The 17,470-nt window shown below is 67.4% G+C and carries 16 protein-coding genes; 11 read left to right on the plus strand and 5 right to left on the minus strand.

Translation table 11 applies throughout. From position 1 onward, the window contains the following. Positions 1 to 6: 6 nt before the first annotated feature. From ACFQBT_RS07245 to ACFQBT_RS07270, 6 genes are all read left to right on the plus strand, one after another. Positions 7 to 498: a nucleoside deaminase gene (locus ACFQBT_RS07245; RefSeq protein ID WP_377821550.1), complete on the plus strand. Its 492-nt coding sequence runs from the start codon at positions 7 to 9 to the stop codon at positions 496 to 498. Further along, entirely contained in the window at positions 495 to 1,328 is an 834-nt protein-coding gene (locus ACFQBT_RS07250; RefSeq protein ID WP_377821552.1) for an HAD hydrolase family protein, read from the plus strand. Before ACFQBT_RS07245 ends, ACFQBT_RS07250 begins: the two co-directional genes overlap by 4 nt. A gap of 528 nt (positions 1,329 to 1,856) precedes the next feature. Then, positions 1,857 to 2,621, plus strand: a complete 765-nt coding sequence (locus ACFQBT_RS07255; RefSeq protein WP_377821554.1) for an SDR family NAD(P)-dependent oxidoreductase — start codon at positions 1,857 to 1,859, stop codon at positions 2,619 to 2,621. Then, positions 2,618 to 3,370, plus strand: coding sequence for an SDR family NAD(P)-dependent oxidoreductase (locus tag ACFQBT_RS07260; protein WP_377821556.1), 753 nt, complete (start codon positions 2,618 to 2,620; stop codon positions 3,368 to 3,370). Before ACFQBT_RS07255 ends, ACFQBT_RS07260 begins: the two co-directional genes overlap by 4 nt. Before the next feature lie 17 nt (positions 3,371 to 3,387). After that, positions 3,388 to 3,858, plus strand: coding sequence for a MarR family winged helix-turn-helix transcriptional regulator (locus ACFQBT_RS07265; protein WP_377821558.1), 471 nt, complete (start codon positions 3,388 to 3,390; stop codon positions 3,856 to 3,858). A 350-nt stretch (positions 3,859 to 4,208) separates the two neighbouring features. After that, positions 4,209 to 4,430: a hypothetical protein gene (locus ACFQBT_RS07270; protein WP_377821560.1), complete on the plus strand. Its 222-nt coding sequence runs from the start codon at positions 4,209 to 4,211 to the stop codon at positions 4,428 to 4,430. Between the two features lie 620 nt (positions 4,431 to 5,050). Here the strand turns inward: ACFQBT_RS07270 and ACFQBT_RS07275 are convergent. The 5 genes from ACFQBT_RS07275 to ACFQBT_RS07295 all read right to left on the minus strand — a co-directional run bounded on the left by ACFQBT_RS07275 (position 5,051) and on the right by ACFQBT_RS07295 (position 11,234). After that, positions 5,051 to 6,637, minus strand: coding sequence for a fatty acyl-CoA synthetase (locus ACFQBT_RS07275; protein ID WP_377821562.1), 1,587 nt, complete (start codon positions 6,635 to 6,637; stop codon positions 5,051 to 5,053). A gap of 65 nt (positions 6,638 to 6,702) precedes the next feature. Beyond that, positions 6,703 to 7,473, minus strand: a complete 771-nt coding sequence (locus ACFQBT_RS07280) for an MBL fold metallo-hydrolase (RefSeq protein WP_377821563.1) — start codon at positions 7,471 to 7,473, stop codon at positions 6,703 to 6,705. Next, positions 7,470 to 9,530 carry an alkaline phosphatase family protein gene (locus ACFQBT_RS07285; RefSeq protein ID WP_377821565.1) on the minus strand — a complete coding sequence of 687 codons (2,061 nt, stop codon included), beginning with the start codon at positions 9,528 to 9,530 and terminating at the stop codon, positions 7,470 to 7,472. The genes ACFQBT_RS07280 and ACFQBT_RS07285 overlap by 4 nt, the downstream gene beginning before the upstream one ends. Before the next feature lie 31 nt (positions 9,531 to 9,561). Further along, on the minus strand, positions 9,562 to 10,407 hold the full coding sequence (locus ACFQBT_RS07290) for a MurR/RpiR family transcriptional regulator (protein WP_377821567.1): 846 nt from the start codon (positions 10,405 to 10,407) through the stop codon (positions 9,562 to 9,564). Beyond that, complete coding sequence (locus ACFQBT_RS07295; RefSeq protein WP_377821569.1) at positions 10,404 to 11,234, minus strand: class II glutamine amidotransferase; 831 nt, start codon at positions 11,232 to 11,234, stop codon at positions 10,404 to 10,406. Before ACFQBT_RS07295 ends, ACFQBT_RS07290 begins: the two co-directional genes overlap by 4 nt. 76 nt (positions 11,235 to 11,310) lie before the next feature. On the opposite strand from ACFQBT_RS07295, the gene ACFQBT_RS07300 reads away from it, so the two are divergent. The 5 genes from ACFQBT_RS07300 (at position 11,311) to ACFQBT_RS07320 (ending at position 17,461) form a co-directional block, all read left to right on the plus strand. After that, positions 11,311 to 12,663, plus strand: coding sequence for a type I glutamate--ammonia ligase (locus ACFQBT_RS07300; protein ID WP_377821571.1), 1,353 nt, complete (start codon positions 11,311 to 11,313; stop codon positions 12,661 to 12,663). Then, positions 12,660 to 13,811 carry an amidohydrolase family protein gene (locus ACFQBT_RS07305; protein WP_377821573.1) on the plus strand — a complete coding sequence of 384 codons (1,152 nt, stop codon included), beginning with the start codon at positions 12,660 to 12,662 and terminating at the stop codon, positions 13,809 to 13,811. Before ACFQBT_RS07300 ends, ACFQBT_RS07305 begins: the two co-directional genes overlap by 4 nt. Then, positions 13,808 to 14,143, plus strand: coding sequence for an APC family permease (locus tag ACFQBT_RS07310; RefSeq protein ID WP_377821575.1), 336 nt, complete (start codon positions 13,808 to 13,810; stop codon positions 14,141 to 14,143). Before ACFQBT_RS07305 ends, ACFQBT_RS07310 begins: the two co-directional genes overlap by 4 nt. Next, on the plus strand, positions 14,104 to 15,312 hold the full coding sequence (locus ACFQBT_RS07315) for an APC family permease (protein WP_377821577.1): 1,209 nt from the start codon (positions 14,104 to 14,106) through the stop codon (positions 15,310 to 15,312). Before ACFQBT_RS07310 ends, ACFQBT_RS07315 begins: the two co-directional genes overlap by 40 nt. Positions 15,313 to 15,427: 115 nt before the next feature. Next, the gene (locus ACFQBT_RS07320) at positions 15,428 to 17,461 is read left to right on the plus strand and encodes a phosphocholine-specific phospholipase C (protein WP_377821579.1); all 2,034 of its coding nucleotides are present in this window, start codon (positions 15,428 to 15,430) and stop codon (positions 17,459 to 17,461) included. The last annotated feature ends 9 nt before the right edge of the window (positions 17,462 to 17,470 follow it).

Consider the following 17,470-nt stretch of genomic DNA (forward strand, 5'->3'; position numbering starts at 1 on the left):
ATGGCCATGACCCAGTTGACTGCCCAGGACGAGGGCTTGCTCCGCCGCGCGATCGAGCTCTCCGTGACTGCGGTCGAGCACGGCAACCACCCGTTCGGTGCGCTACTCGCCGACCCGGACGGCGCCGTCGTGCTGACCGCCGAAAACACGTTCACGACCGATCGGGATGTCACCGGGCACGCCGAGACCAACCTGGTACGCGCCGCCTCCCGTGCCGGCCTGCTCGAGGATTCCGCACACCTGACCCTGTTCACCAGTTGCGAACCGTGCGCGATGTGCGCCGGAGCGATGTACTGGGCGGGCATCGGTCGCCTGGTCTTCGCGATGGCGGAGACCACACTGGCCCGGATGACCGGTTCTCATCCGGAGAATCCGACCCTTGCACTGCCCAGTCGGACGGTTCTGGCTGCGGGACAACGGAACACGGTCGTCGATGGACCGTTCCTGGAAGACGAGGCGGCGGTCCCGCACGCCGGCTTCTGGGGTTCATCAGCATGAGCGACGGACGTCGCCGGGCCATCTTCCTCGACATCGACGGGACGTACGCCGCGCACGGCGTGGTGCCGCCGGCGCACGTGGAGGCGGTGCAAGCCGCTCGTCGGGCCGGCAACCTGGTCTTCCTCTGCACCGGGCGACCGATGTCGCTGCTGTCGCCGGTGATGCTCGAACCGGGGTTCGACGGTGTCGTCGCCGCCGCCGGTGCGTACGTCGTCGTGGGCGACGAGGTGGTCTGCGAGGTGCAGTTCCCGGCGGATCTCGCGCACGAGACCGTCGCGGTCCTTCATGGGCACGGCGTCGGTTTCCTGCTCGAGGCGCCCGAGGCGACCTACGCGCTGGCAGGAACGGCTGCTCGGCTGGCCCGCTCCCTGGGCGCACGGTCCGGCGACCTGGGCGATGCGGGCGCCATCGGGCAAGACATCCTGGCTTCGCTGCGACCCCTGCCGAGCGACCGGCTGCCGGGGTTCGCCAAGGTGGTCTGCTTCGACTCTCCGGTGTCGATGGCCCGTCTTGCTGCCGAGCTCGGCCCCCGCGTCGGCCTCGTTCCGACGTCACTGCCGGCCGAGGACGACACGGCCGGCGAACTGTACGTCGCGGGGGTGCACAAGGCCCGGGGCGTGCAGGCCGCCATCGAACACCTGGGCATTGCGCGAGCGGACGTGATCGCCTTCGGCGATGGGATGAACGATCTGGAAATGATCGAGTACGCCGGGATCGGAGTAGCCATGGCCGGCGCCGACGAGCAGGTGCTCGCCGTCGCGGACCGACTGGCCGACGGTCCCGAAAAGGACGGTCTGGCAACCGCTTTCGCTGAGTTGGGCCTCGTCTGAACCGACCTCAGGGCAGTCGCACCTGCCGGTACTCCGACCATCGCGGACCGCCCGACGTCGCTGCCGCCCTTGTCGACGAGGTCGCCGGTGCGCGGATCGACGATGTGAGCTCCGCGGGTGACGAACGGATCTTTTCTCGAGGATCAGGACGAATCAGGCAAAATGTACAGCGGTTGTCCAGCGTCGGACGGGGCGGTCTACCGATTCAGTCCGCCGAGACTGTGATCCTGTGCAAGTCACGCGAGGACCGCCCGGTCAACAGCGTCGACTTCCACGCGGTGCTGCCGTATCTGACTGTTGCTCAACGTGACTGGCTGAACGATGCAACCGCAACCGAGCCTTGATCACCCTTGGCTCCAGCTCATCAACCAGCCGCCCGATGGGATCACGTGAGCCTACGTACCTTGCGAGTCGGGCACTTGGTCAACTGCCGGGAAGATCTACCGGCAGTGTTACGTTGATCATATAGCTGATACGACAGCTAAATGCAGCGAACCGACGTTCGCGAAGCGAGAAGAGGAGAACTCGATGGCGAGATTGACGGGAAAGGTGGCGGTCGTGACGGGCGCTGCCTCCGGCATCGGAGAAGGGATTGCGCGGATGTTCGCGCAGGAGGGTGCGCGTGTCGTGCTGGCCGATCGCAACCAGGAGCGGGGTCAGCAGATCGCCGACGAGATCGCTGCCGACGGTGCCGACGCCCGGTTCGTGACGGTGGACGTGACCGACAAGGCGACCGTGCAGGAGCTGCACGACCAGACTTTGCAGGCGCACGGGCGGGTGGACGTCCTGGTCAACTCCGCCGGGATCCTGGTCAACGGCGGCTTCCTGGAGTTGACTGACAGCGACTTCGACCGCGTGATGGCGATCAATCTGCGCGGGCCCATCTGGACGATGCAGGCGTTCCTGCCGGACATGGCGGCGCAACGGTCCGGCTCGGTGATCAACCTGTCGTCGATCTCCGCCATCTGGCCGGAGTCCGGCGCCTACTTCTACGGCGCCTCCAAGGCGGCGATCGCCAAGCTCACCCGCGACGTGGCCCGTGAGTTCGCGCCGTACGGCGTGCGGCTCAACGCAATCCTGCCCGGGCCGACCGACACGCCGTTGGTGCCGGACTTCGTCCGCAACGACCCGGCCGTGATGCAGTCGGTGATCGACAATCAGGCGGTGCTCGGCCGACTGTCCCGCCCCGAGGACATCGCCTTTGCCGCCGTCTACCTCGCCTCCGACGAGTCGGCCATGGTGACCGGTCAGCAGATGGTCATCGATTCCGGCGTCACAATCTCCAACAAATGAGTACCCCTCAGCCGCAACGGCGCTCGGTCCTGATCACCGGCGGGACCGCGGGAATCGGTCTGGCCACGGCCGCCGCCTTCGCCTCCGCCGGCGCCGACGTCGTCATCTCGGGACGTGACCCCGAACGCGGTCGTACGGCGGTCGAGAGTCTCGCCGATGCCCCCGGGCGCGTCAGCTACGTGCCGGCCGACGTCAGCAGGAGCGGCGACATCGACAACCTCTTCGCGCAGGTGCTGCAGCAGCACGGCCAGCTCGACGTGCTGGTCAACAACGCGGCGTACGAGTTCAACCGGCCGTTGGCGGAAACCACGCTCGAGGACTACCAGCGCGTGATGGACACCAACTTGCGCAGCTACTACTACGCCTCGGTCCTGGCCGTGCGTCACATGGTGCCCCGCGGCGGGGGAGTGATTGTCAACATCAACTCGGTCACCAGCGAGCACCCCGTCCCGGGCACCGGTCTCTACGCCATGGCCAAGGGCGGCGTGAAGCTGCTCACCAAGGCGCTGGCGATCGAGCACGGCAAGGACGGTATCCGGGTCAACGAGATCAACCCCGGGACCATTCACACCGCCGTCTTCGATGCCCCCGAGAGCGCCGCTCTCAAAGAGGGAGCCATCGCGGCCACCCCTCTCGGTCGGCTCGGGAAGCCTGAGGAGATCGCCGCTGCAGTGGTGTTCCTGGCCAGCGACGCCTCGAGCTTCACCAACGGGTCGTCGTGGCTCATCGATGGCGGCCTGACGATCTGAACCAGGAGAGAGAAGTCATGTCGGTGTCGTCACTGAGCACCCAGCAACGACAGGCCATCGAGTCGTACCTGGCGCTCTCCCGGGAACTGTTCCTCGAACTGGAGCGCCGGTTGCAGGCCGCGTCCGGCCTGTCGACGGCCGACTGGGAGCTCATCGTGCATCTCCTCGACGCGGGCGAGGCCGGGCAGCGCCCGACGGAGCTCGCGGCGAACGCCGGATGGCCGACCTCGCGGGTGGCTCATCAGTTGCGCCGGATGGAGCGCCGGGCTCTGGTCGAGCGATGCGCCCATCCCGAGGACGGGCGGGGCCGGATCGTGCGCCTCACCGCCGAGGGCCGGCGGCGGGGACTGGCAGCCGCGCCGGTCGTGGACGGCAGCCTGCGCGAGTTGGTCGTCGGCGCTCTCGCCGGCGACCAACTCATCGCCTGGGGAGCCGCGTGCCAGCGGGTGCTGGACCGGGTCCGGCGTACGGCGCCCGAGACGTCGTGACGCACACCGCCGGCGTGACGGGCGAACTGACCCAGGCCGGGGGCCCCTTCGCACGAACACATCCGCGACTGGCGCCAGGCAGTTTCGGGCACCTCGGTCGGCTATAGGTATGGCAGCCGGTTACCCGGGTGCCAGATGCTGACCTCAGACACCTGAGCTTCGCATGAATCAACGTGCAAGTGCCCGGTCGCTAGCCATATGCGCTTGTGGTGGCCTCGCTCCGTGCATAAGAGGAAGACCGAGACTTGTAACTCCTTCAGATGGACATCCGAACCGACCAGCTGGCCACGTAGGCCGGGAGTCGCGCCGAACACCGCGCGCGACGTACCTCATACGAGCAAGATGACAGGATGAGTCAGCAGCCGCAGCAACGCGGGTCAGTGGCGGGTGCGGCCTATCGCGCCGGTGTAGCAAAGGGCCGGCTCCGCGCCCGATGGCGCCTCATCACTCGCCTCGTCGCATTCGTCATGTCGTTCGTTGTCATCGTGTTGCGCCCCGGAATTCCTGCGCTCGTCCTACTTGGGCTGTGGGTTCTCGTCGGGCTACTGGCGGAGCTCGCTCACCTGCGGTGACCGCCTACATTTGCAGTACGGATGCAAATCACGCCAAGGAATCCGACAGACCCGGGAGCCGTGATCACGATGACGGATCGACTTGTCGCCGGTGCGGTGTATCTGGCCGCCGTTGTCATGGTGGCGGTCGGCATCGGCGCAGCCCTGCTGGCAATGCTCTTCGTAGTGATCCTCTCGTTCGATATGAACTCATCCGGCCGCAGTAGCGAGTGGTGGGTGGACATCTCTGTCGCCTGCGTGCTCGCGTTCCTACCCTTCGCGGGGTGCGCGTTGGCGGCCGTGCGATATGCCAACCGTCGCAGCGCACGAGCCGCTGTTCCAGTCGCCGTCAGTGGTCACTGCTTGGATTACTGGCGGTGTCGGCAGGTCGTGTCGGTGCGTTCCATTCACAGTCATCCGGGCCGGTGTGGATGGTCCTGACCGCCGCCGCTGCCGCAATCCTCACGCTAGGAGTGATCCTTCCGGCGGTGTACTGGCCGTGGGGCACCCCGCGACCTCTGAGTGCTGCTGTGCGCTGACACTCAGCGCGGCAACGGTCCGGCCCGGACCGGCTCGACGGAGGGCGGCACAGTGAACACCGTGACCAAGGGCACCAGGCTGCTGGAGTTCTACCGCGGCGCTCAGTGATCGTCGGCTGGCGGGCTCACGGCGATCGAGGCGTGTTCCTCACGAAGCTGTCGCTTGAGGATCTTGCCCGAGGGGTTCTTGGGTAGAGCATCGGTGATCACCACGTACTTCGGCGTCTTGTACCCCGCCAGCCCGCCCCGGGTGTGCTCGATCAACTCCTCCTCAGTGGCCCTGGCGCCGTCCTTCAGCACCACCACCGCAGTGACCGCCTCGACCCAGTGCGGGTGTGGAACGGCGAACACGGCTACTTCGGCGACCGCCGGGTGGGTGTAGATCGCCTCCTCGACCTCGCGCGTCGCGACGTTCTCGCCGCCGGTCTTGATCATGTCCTTCTTGCGGTCGACGACGTAGAGATACCCGTCCTCGGTCATGTACCCCAGATCGCCGGAGTGGAACCATCCGCCGCTGAATGCCTCCGCTGTCTTCTCCGGCTGGTTGTAGTACCCGAGCGTGGCATGGGGTGTGCGGTGGCAGATCTCCCCGATCTCTCCGGAGGGCACCTCGGCGTTCTGGTCGTCGAGGATCCGGGTCTCCACATTAAGTGCCGGTCGGCCGGCGGACCCGGCCCGCTCCACCTGATCCTCGGGTCCGAGAAGCGTTCCGAGCGGGGCGATTTCGGTCTGACCGTAGAAGTTCCACAGCCGCGTCCCGGGCAACCGATCCTGCATCTCCTTCAGGATCGCGACCGGCATCGGCGATGCGCCGTAGTACCCCTTCGCCAACGTCGACAGGTCCGCCGAGTCGAAGGCCGGCGAGCGCAGCAGCCCGATCCACACCGTGGGCGGTGCGAAGAACTTGGTGACCCCGAATTTCTCGATCGCTGCCAAGACCGCCGCCGGCTCCGGCGCGGGCAGGATGATGGACGTTGCGCCGAGATACACGTCGACTCCGAGGAAGCAGTCCAACTGCGCGCAGTGATACAGCGGCAGCGTGTGCAGCTCGACGTCATTCGCGCTCATCTCACCACCGACCACGCAGGACACGTAATGCCACATCAGCGAACGGCTCGACAGCAGAGCGCCCTTCGGGCGCGACTCGGTCCCCGAGGTGAACATCATGCGCACCGGATCGTCGTCGGCCACCTCGATCTGCGGGCACACCCCGTCGTACGACGTCCATTGGCTGAGGGGTGACCATCCCTCGGGCGCGGAGCCGATCGCCACGCGGATCGGCACACCTCCTGCCTCGGCCAAGGCCGTCTCGGCCGTCGGGACGAGGGCATCTTCGACCACGAATCCCGCTGCACCGCAGTGCTGCAGGATGAACGCGATCTCACTGGCCGTAAGCATGAAGTTGATCGGCACGAGCACCACGCCCGCCCGCGCTGCCGCGAAGTCCAGGACGGCGTACTGCCAACAGTTGTGAGACAGCAGCGCCAGCCGGTCACCTTTGGCCAGGCCCGCGGCCACGATGGCTGCTGCCGTGCGATCGACGGTCGCTTCGAACTGGGCGAACGTCAGTGTGGTCTCGCCGTCGATGATTGCCGGCTTGTCGGGGAACCGCTGGGCACTGCGGCGGGGTAGGTCGCCCAGGCTGTGCCGTCGAGCGGTCGCAATCTCAGGCAGCGGCGGTTGTGACACGGCGTCTCCTTTGACGGATGGGTCTTGCCACCGAACGTACCTTCCGGGAATCATCCGCGCAGGTTTTACGCAGGCGGCATCGACCAGGCCGGGCCCATGGCGGCCAACTGGACGAGGGTCGTCTCGGGCGCGAGGGCCGGCAGCGACTGGGCGAAAAGGTCCGCAGGAGAGTGCATCCAGTCCAGCCGGCGTAGGTTCAAGCCGACCGGATGGAGGGTCCCGTAGTGGATAGGCACCACGAAGCGCGGCCGGACGAGCCGGCACACATCGGCCGCCCCCTCCGCATCCAGGTGCCCGGCGGACAGCCGCGGTCCCCAGCCGTGGATCGGTAACAGCGCGACGTCGATCGTGCCGCCGGCCCAGTCCGGTAGCCGCTGCATCATCGGGTAGGCCGCCGTGTCCCCGGCAAACCACACCGTCCCCGATGCGGAGCGCAGGAGGAAGCCGTGCGCATCGACCGGCCGGCCGGGCAACGGGCGGGCGTGGTGTTCCGCCGGCACCAATCGGACTCGGGTGCCCGGCGGGCCCGGCACCGGATGCCAGTCGGAACCGATGGGCGTGCCCGGGATGCCGCGGTCGACAAGCCACTGGGCGATCGAGGGCGAGACGAGCACCGGCGTGGCCGGCAGTTGCCTCAGCGATGCCACGTCGGCGTGATCGAGGTGCAGGTGTGACAACAGGATCGCGTCGATACCAGCCCAGTCATCGGCGCGCGGCGCCGGCGTGACTCGCCGCAGCAGCCCAACGTGGTTGCGTAGCAGGGGATCGGTCAGGACACGCGTGCCGTCCAGGTCGATGACCACCGTCGAGTGTCCGAGCCACCTGACCCGGATCACGTGGCCGCGTCCAGGACGGTACGCCAGCGTTGCAGCTGCTGGTGCAACGCCACCGGGCCGACGGGGATGCGTACTCCGTCGACGTCCGCCAGCAGGTCCTCGTCCAACGGCCACGCGCTCGGATGCACCAGCAGCGCGTGGTTCTGCGGGCCGCCGATACCGCCGTGCGAGCCGACCTGATTCTCGAAGGCGTGGATCCGGCCGCGATCATCCACGGTGGAGATGACCACCAGGTCACCCGAGCGGGACACGCCGTGCAAGCGGGCCAGGTCCGGCGCCGTACGAGAGGGATAGCCGACCAGCGGATCGTCGCCCTCGACGGCGCCGCTGATCAATTGGCGGGCACCGGTCGGACCGAAGACGACAGGCTGACCGTCGTCACCGGTGACCATCACCAGGCCCACTCCGGGCGTTGCCACCAGCCCGGGGATGAGGCGCGGCCAGCGCTGCGTCACCTCGGCCAGCGTGGGTCGCTCCGCCAGCCGCGGAAACCACACCATTCCCAGGTTTCCGCCGCCGGTGACCGCCACCTCGGGCAGGTCGTCAGGTGCGTCGTCCCGGCCCCGGTCCGGGCCGAGGATCGGCGCATCGGGCGGCTTATCTGCCTTGGTGACAAGGGAATTGATCAGGGCGTTGATCGGCCCCCATTCCTCACCCGAGGAGTGCGCGATCACCGAGACCTCCTCCGGCGACGCCGACATCAGGGAGGTTACGTGATCGGGTAAGGGCGTGCCCACCAGTTGTGCGAACGTCTCACCCAGGCTCTGGCCGTGATCGGAGATGACCACCAGCTCGTACTCGCGGTTGCTGGAGTGTGCCACCTGCTGCAACAGCGCGAGCGCGCCGTCGAGTCCCTCGAGCGCACGCATCGACTCGGGTCGTTCCGGGCCCGCGTGGTGCGCGATCTCGTCGTAGTCCACGAAGTCGACGAAGATGATCGGCCGGCCGGCAGCCATCTCCTGGGCGATGAGCGACAGATTCAACTTGCGCAACAGCACGTTGGTGATGCCGCGTAGTGCGACATAGCTGCCGGACCGTGATATCCGCGGTTGCACGTTGCGGGCCCTTTGTCGACGCGCCTGGTAGAGCTCTTTGACCATCTCACCGACGGTGAGGACCAGCGTGCCGGGCAGCAAGAAGGGCCGGGAGAAGAAACTCACGTACGTCGCGCCGGAGCCCAGCCCGCGACTGCCGGTTGCGTGGCTGATGGTCAGGTAGGCCTGCGACGCTTCGCCGCCGAACGTCGTACTGATGGCGGTTCCGCCCTCGCGCAGCAGGCCGCGGCCGACTTCGAAGCGGTCTTCGATCAACCGGGCATCGGGCGGTCGGCTCACGGCCAGCAAGCGCCCGGTGTCGCGATCCCACCACCGGAACCCCGGGACTTGGGCATCGTCGCCGTGCAGGACCCCTGCCATCGTCGCCGGGGTTGTCGACGGAATGGTCTTCCACCACGAATCCATGCGGTGGGTGGTCGCCAGCCAGCGGTCGAGGTTCGGTGCCTGACCGGCCTCGATGGCCCGGTCGAGAACCTGCGGGGACACGCCGTCGAGCTGGACCACCAGCAGGCCACGGCCGCCTGTGCGCGGGGCCGTGCGCCGGCGGGTCGCGGCGCCGACGATGTACCCGCTGTCGGTCGAACCGACCAACCACCGGCCCGCCGCGAGGATGGCGGCGGCCACCAAGAGCGCCTCGGCAACCTCCCACCAGCCGATTGCCGTACCTCCGACCGCCACGAGCACGACGATGCCGAAGACCGCGAGTTGCGCGCCGAGGCCCAGCACCAACGCCAGGAAGGCACTGCCGCGGGCAGCGATACGGCGCAGGATCGGGCTCAGGACCAGTTCGATGAGGGCGAAGCCGATGCCCAGAGCGAGCAGTAGGACGGGGAAGCTGCGGGTCTCACGGATACCCGCCGCCTTCATACCGACCGTGAAGGCGATCCCGGCGACGAGCACCGACCACAGCGCGCCCACCACGTCCCTCATCAGGGGTACAGCCGGCGATGGGTCGGAGTCGGCTTCCGAGTCGGCCCAACCCGACCGCGGCAACGAGGTCACACCGTCATCCTGCCAAGGGATGCCCTTCGGGTCAGGTCGTTGGGGTCACCAACTCGTGACCGCGCAACTGGTCGAGGCGCCGCAACCGGTCCCGGCCGGAATCAGCTAGTCGAGCGACGGCATCGCGCAGAAGCAGCTCGACGACAACGGCCGTCGAGGTGATTCCGCCGAAGGGCGACGCCGACCAGTCCGGCACCGTCAGGACGATGTTCGCGTCCGTGGCGGCCGGGGACAGGCTGTGGTCGGTGACCAGGATGACGACCGCCTTGCGCGACCGGGCGTAGCTGACGACGTCGATGGTCGAGCTCTGGTACGTCGCGACGTCGAAGGCCATGAGTACCGACCGGGCATCGAGGTCCACCAGCAGGCTGGCATCAGTGCCGAGCGGATCGCGCAGGAAGTGCGCGCCCGGCCGAACGGTATTCAGGGCTGCTGCGAAGAGTTCGGCCACCGTGCCGGTGAATCGGCCACCGACACAGAGCACTTCGCGGCTGAGGTCGCACAACGCGGTGAGTGCGGCCTCCCATTCCGAGGGGTGCTGGGCCCGGGCGGTGTCGATCACCGAGTCGGCGAGTGCTTCGGCTGCCGCCGCGATGGGACTGTCGCCAGGGTCCGCCGCGCGCTGGACGCGGGGCGTGCGGGACAGAACATCGGCAGCGATCTCATCGCGAAGTCTCAATTGCAGATCGGCAAAACCGTTGTAGCCCAGGGATGTTGCGAAGCGTACGACGGTGGGCGCGCTGACGCCGGCCGTCTTGGCCAGCGCCGCCGTGCTGCCCAGGCCGGCGCGCGGGTAGTCGGCCAGCAGTGCCCGCCCGACCTTGCGCTCTGCGGGACTGAGAGCGCCCAGGTGGTCCCGGATCGTGTCCGTGATCATGCGGCCAGCCCCTGGTCCTCGATCGAGAGCTCGAGCGATGCAAGTTCCACTGTGCTGATCGAGTCTTCGGGAAGCGGGGTCCAGGAGTCGCTGCCCAGCCCGGCCGAGGTGAAGACCCAACCCCCGCCGGGAACCGCACGGTAGCTCATCCGGAAGTAGGCCTCGGAGTGATCCAACGGCATGTCCTCGGCGCTGAGACCACTGGCCGTGAAGTCCTCCCATGGCACCCGGGCCAAGCTGCTGGAGTGGATGACGCACAACGAATCGGCTGTGAGGGCAACGGCGTTCAGGCTCGCCTCGGGGTACGTCGATCGAAGAGTGCGCACAGTCCGCCGCGCTGCGTCGCTCAGGTCGCCGGACTCCGACAGGTGACGTCGCAACAACATGAAGTACATCTCGCTATCCGTCGTACCGGTCAGGGCCGCCCGCTCGTCGGTGGTCAAGAGCCGCCGCAGCGCGTCGGTGGGCACGATGGATCCGTTGTGGGCCAGGGCCAGGGTTCCATCGGTGAAGGGATGGGCGTTCAGCGGATCGACCGCCATGGAGTCGGTGGCCAGGCGTAGGTGCACTATTCGCGCAGTCGCCTGATCGGTCTCGAGCACATGACGTAGCCGGTCCTGGGTGTGGGCTGGTGAGGCGTCGCGGATCCGGTGGAGCGGGCCGCCGGGTGCATCGATCCATGCCGAGCCCCATCCGTCGTCATGCAGCAGCGACATCCGCTCGAAGCGCCGCGTCGGCTCCGCGCCGAGCACCTCACGGGTCGGGAGCGGGGTCGGCGTGGCGTGGGCGAGGAGTCGGCACACAAGTCCTCCGGTTGTTAAGGGCATGTAACAAAATGCACAAGTACGAATTGCATGATCAGTTTGTATGAATTGTGACACCACCTCGCGGCAGGATGAGCGCATGGTGAGTGATGGCAGCACTCTGTCGGCGCAGCGGGCCGAACTGGCCGCAGCCGGTGTGCGATTCGTGGCAGGTTGGGCGACGAACGCCTCGAACCTGGTGCACGCCAAGACCATGCCGCTGGTGAGGTTCGCCGATTTCGTGACCTCCGGCGCCGGGATGAGCCCGGTCTACAACGGGTACAGCCTGGACGCGACCATCCAGTTCACGCCGTACTACGGCGCGGTCGGGGACCTTCGGCTGCGCCTGGTCCCCGAGACGGTGCGCCCTCTGGGCGGCGGTCTGGCGATCGGCGCCACCCGGGCGGTGGACCAGCACGGCAATGCCGACGTGTGCGCACCGCGCAACATCCTGGAACGCGTCGCGGCGGAGACGGCCGCCGCGGGATTCACGCCGCTGGTCGGCCATGAACTGGAATTCACCCTGGTCAACCCGGACGCTTCGCTGATCGATGTCCCGTCGTGGACGCCGTACGGCCTCGGTCCGGTGATCGGACTGGAAGGGTTCCTGGACGACCTGGTCAGCCAGAGTGCCACGGCCGGAGTGAGTTTGGAGCAGGTGCACGCTGAGTACGGCGCGATGCAGGTCGAGGTATCCCTGCCACCCGCGCCGCCGGTTACGGCCGCTGACACGGTCGTGGTGGCCAAGACGGTCATTGGCCGAGTGGCGCGCAAGCACGGCATGATGCCGAGCTTCTCTCCCGTGCCGATCGCGGGCGGCGTCGGCAACGGAGCCCATCAGCACTTCTCGTTGTCCCGCGGCGGGAAGTCGATCTTCGCCGAGGGTGACGGAACGCGAGGGATGACTGCGGAAGGTGAGCACGCGATCGCAGGAGTCCTGTCGGCGCTGCCCGAGGCTCAGGCGGTCTTCGCCGGGTCGGTGTTGTCCGGGACGCGGCTGGCTCCCGGCCTCTGGTCGGGCGCCACGGTCTGCTGGGGTACCGAGAACCGGGAGGCCAGTGTCCGCTTCCTGCAGGGTGGTCCGGCCAACCCGCACGGTGCCAACGTGGAGGTCAAGATCATCGATCCGTCCGCCAACCCCTACCTCGCGTCGGCAGTGATCCTGGGCCTGGCGGTCCGGGGTGTCGCCGGTTCGGCCGTGCTTCCGCCGGAGACCACCGACGACCCCAGCGGCCTGGATGACCGCGCACGCGCCGCGGCCGGGCTGACGGTCCTGCCGACCGACCAGCGAGCCGTGCTGGATACCTTCGAGAACTCGGCCCTGATGGACGAAATCCTCGGCCCCCAGGCCGTGGCCGCGTTGCTGGCGGTGCGACGACACGAAGTCGAGGTGTACGGCGAGCAGGACCCGGCTGAGCGCAGCGCCGCACTGCGATTGGCGTGGACGGTGTGAACGCTCAATCGGCGGTACGCGAGACGGTCGAGCGGTTGGCGCTGATCGACCACCACGTGCACGGAGCACTGCGAGGCAGCATTTCGCAGCAGGAGTGGGCCAACGCCTTCATCGAAGCCGACACCCAACCCTTTCCCCCGCACCTGGATCCGCTCGACACCCAACTCGGGTTCGCCGTACGCGCATGGTGCTCCCCGATCCTCGACCTGCCCCGTCACGCCGATCCGGCGGCCTACTGGCAGCGGCGCACGCACCTGGGAGAGGAGGAGGTCAATCGCCGGTTCCTCAACGCCGCGGGGGTGCAGCGGTGGTTGATCGACACCGGATTCGCGACGGACACCATCCTGGATCCGCAGCAGATGGCGGACATCTCCGGCCAGCCGGCCGACGAGATCGTGCGGCTGGAGGTGCTCGCGGAGGAACTGCACACGGCGGGCGTCCTACCCGCCGACTACCCGGACGCCTTCCGTGCGTTGATGACCGACCGAACGCGTGATGCGGTCGGCACCAAGACGATCCTGGCCTACCGGTGCGGCTTCGACGTCGATCTGAGCCGACCGAGCGACGCGGCCGTCTCCAGTGCGTATCGCCAGTGGCGACAGGAGGATCCGCGTCTCATCGATCCGACCTTGATCGCTTTCGGCATGCATGAAGCCACCCGGGCGGGACTACCGCTGCAGATCCACGTCGGCTTCGGCGATCGCGACCTCGACTTGCGCACCGCCGACCCGCTGCTGCTCACTGACTTCCTGCGTGACCCGCACGTGCAGCAGACCAGCGTGCTGCTCCTGCACTGCTATCCCTACGAGCGGGCTGCGGGATACCTGGCCCAGGCCTTCCCCAACGTGTACCTGGATGTCGGGTTGGCTGTGAACTATCTCGGCGCTCGCTCGGCCGCGGTCATCGCCCGCTGCCTCGAACTGGCACCGTTCAGCAAGATCCTCTATTCCTCCGACGCCTACGGGCCGGCGGAGTTGCATTACCTCGGTGCTCGTTTGTGGCGTACCGGCCTTGCCGAGGCCCTGTCGCAGTTCGTCGCCAGCGACGAATGGTCCGTGGACGATGCTGTCCGCATCGCCCACCTCATCGGCTCCGGCAACGCCCGCCGGGCCTACCCCGCTCTGAACCGCGAGGAGCAATTCGCATGACCAGCAAGGAAACCACCACCACCGGCGGCGGTCTGCGCCGCACCCTGTCCGTGTGGGAGGCGATCGGCGTCTCGGTGGCGCTGATGGCCCCCTCCATGGCCGTCAACATCAACCCGCAGGGCATCAGCAGCAGCGTCGGTCGTGCAGTCCCGCTCGCGTTCGCTCTGGCCACCGTCAGTGTCCTGCTCATCTCCTGGACCTTCGTGCGGCTCACCCAGCGGTTCCACCACGCCGGATCCGTCTATGGGTTCGTGGGCGCCACCCTCGGACCCCGGGCCGGCATCTTCGCGGGATGGTCCCTCGTCGGGACTACCTCTTCTATGCCGTCGTAACTTCCACTGCCGCAGGACGTTTCATCAGCGAGGAGTTGTCGGCGTGGGGTGTTTGGAAGAATGCCCCGGACTGGAGTTCCTTCATCTTCACGTTGCTCGCGCTGGCCATCGTGGTGCTGCTTGCCACCCGTGAGGCCCGCAACTCCACCCGGCTACTGCTGACCATCGAAGCCGTCACGGTGACCCTGATCGTCCTGGTGTCCGTGGTCGTTCTTGCCAAACTCCTCGGCGGCGGGGGACCCACCGGCCAGAAATTCGACCTGTCGGTCTTCTCCCTCCCACCGGGCCTGGGTGCATCGACGGTCTTTCTCGGTGTGGTGTTCGGTCTGCTCTCCTTCGCCGGCTTCGAGTCCTCGGCGACGCTGGGGGAGGAGGCCAAGAATCCCCGCCAGGACATCCCGCGCGCGATCTTGGGCACGGCCATCTTCGGCGGTCTGTTCTTCGTCGTGATCACGGCGATCGAGATGATGGGCTTCGGCGCCGACGACAAGGGCGTCGCCGCATTCACCTCCTCGGAGTCTCTCCTGGCTGATCTGTCCGGGGACTACCTGGCCGGCTGGGTCGGTCACGTCATCACGATCGGGGCGACCGTCAGCGCGATCGGTTGCGCATTGGCCTGCGTGGTGGGCGCGTCGCGGTTGATCTTCGCGTTGTCCCGGGACGGGGCCGGTATTCGATCGCTCAGCGAGGTGGATGAGCGGCACGGTGTCCCGGTCCGAGCAGTGGGCGTCGTGGCCGGCGCTGCCGCGTTGATCGTGCTGCTCGCCTGGATCGTCCTGCGAGCACAGTCTTTTGACGTCTTCCTCTACTCCGGCACCATCGGCACTCTCATCCTGATCGTCGTCTACATCCTGGCGACCGTCGGTGCCTACAAGTTGTGCTTCACGACCTCGGGACCCGGTATCGGCGATCTACAGGTGCGCCGATGGGAGCTGGTCATTCCGGTCCTGGCAATCCTGGTGCTGGCGTACACGTTGTTCCGCAACATCTACCCGTTCCCCTCCGGTGCCGGGTGGTGGGGTCCTGGCCCCGCCATCGCCTGGTTGCTGGGGGTGCTGGCGTTGGTCGTCGTACGCCGATCGGCTACCGAGGAGGCGGGCCAGAAGCTCACTGCCTCGGAGGGTTTGACCGCCGCGGCGCCCCAGGAGGCCGTTCGCCCTGGGAGCTAGCTGGACGTCGCGTCGGTGTCGCCCGGATAGCGGCACCGGCGCGGTGCGCGAAGGTCACGCAACGTTCATGTGAGCGCGCGGTGGTTGTTGCCCTGGTGGGGTTGGCTCACTGGTCATGGCTCCCCTTGACCGCCGTAGATTCCTTCAACTCGCCGGCGCTACCGCCGCCACGTCCGCCCTGATGGGCACCATCGACAAGGCAGCGGCGATACCGGCCAATCACCGTACCGGTTCGCTGCGCGACGTCGAGCATGTCGTCATCCTCATGCAGGAGAACCGTTCTTTCGACCACTACTTCGGCTCGCTGCGCGGCGTACGCGGTTTCGGCGACCCCACTCCGGCAACCCTGCCGAACGGCAAGAGCGTCTGGCACCAACCCAAACTCCTCGGCGAAGTGCTGCCCTTCCATCCCAGCAAGGAACAGCTGGGTCTGGCTTTCCTGGAGGACCTGGATCACAGCTGGACCGGAGGTCACCTTGCCTTCAACGGCGGCAACTACGACCGGTGGGTTCCGGCGAAGACGGCCACGACCATGGCCTACCTCACCCGGCAGGACATCCCGTTCCATTACGCATTGGCGGACGCTTTCACCATCTGCGACCAGTACCACTGCTCGTTGCTGGGCCCGACGGACCCGAACCGCTATTACATGTGGAGCGGCTGGGTGGGCAACGACGGAAAGGGCGGTGGGCCGGTCATCTCCAACGACGAGCAGGGGTACAGCTGGACGACCTACCCGGAGCGGTTGGAGAAGGCGGGGGTGAGCTGGAGGATCTACCAGGATGTCGGCACGGGACTGGACTCCGATGGCAGTTGGGGCTGGACCAGCGACCCCTACATCGGCAACTACGGCGACAACTCATTGCTCTACTTCGACCAGTACCGCACGGCGGCAGCGGGATCCGCACTCTACGAGAAAGCGCGCACCGGCACCGACGTCAGCGGCGGAGGCGGCTACTTCGACCAGTTCCGCGCTGATGTCACCAGCGGGAAACTGCCGCAGGTGTCATGGATCGTGGCGCCGGAGGCGTTCACCGAGCACCCGAACTGGCCCGCCAACTACGGCGCGTGGTACGTCTCGCAGATCCTCGACGCGCTCACCGCCGACCCGCAGGTGTGGGCCAGGACGGCACTGTTCATCACCTACGACGAGAACGACGGATTCTTCGACCACATCGTGCCACCGCACCCTCCGGTGTCCCCGGAACACGGCGGGTCGACGGTCTCCACGACCAACGAGCGGTTCCCCGGCTCCGCGGAAGGACCCGCTGGGCCGTACGGCATGGGTCAGCGGGTCCCGATGCTGGTCGTATCTCCCTGGAGCAAAGGCGGATTCGTCTGCAGCGATGTGCTCGACCACACCTCCATCATTCGATTCCTGGAGCGGCGCTTCGAAGTGGCCGAGCCCAACATCACCCCGTGGCGGCGGTCGGTGGCCGGTGACCTTCTGGCCGCGTTCGACTTCTCCCGGGGCTCGACGAGCGTTCCGGCATTGCCGTCGACCAGCGGCTACCAGCCGCCGGACAAGGACCGGCACGTCGACTACGTCCCCGTCCCACCGGTCGATCAGTCCGTACCGCGCCAAGAACCGGGCACCCGCCCGGCCCGTCCGCTCGGCTATCGGGTGGAGACCGACGACCGGGCGACTCCTGGCACCTTGTCGGTGCACCTGCGCAACACCGCCGCACGCGGGGTGGCGCTACAGATCCGATCCACCACCGATCCGACCGGTCCCTGGAGCTACACGGTCGGCGCGCGGGAGGACCTGAGGATTGCGCTGCACCCGCTCACGCCCTTCTACGCCTACGAGGCACACGGCCCCAACGGGTTCTTCCGGGCGTGGCAGGGCGGCAACGTGTCCGCCAACCCGGCGGTGACAACGCGTGTGTCAGGGCACCGGCTCACGGTGACCGTGCACAACCCGGGCGCCGACACCACCATCACCAGCGTGACCGGGGTGCGGCACACGACCACGCGCACGCACGCCGTACGTCATGGCAAGGAATGGACCTTCGAGGTGGACGCTCGAGCCGACCACGGCTGGTACGACGTGACCATCACCTCGAGTGCCGATCCGCACTTCCGGCGGCGGCTTCGCGGTCACCTGGAGGACGGCCGCGCGAGTGCGAGCGACCCGGCCCTGGGCTGATCGACCCGA

It is taken from the genome of Branchiibius cervicis (genome assembly GCF_042661605.1).
Taxonomy (GTDB): Bacteria; Actinomycetota; Actinomycetes; order Actinomycetales; family Dermatophilaceae; genus Branchiibius; species Branchiibius cervicis.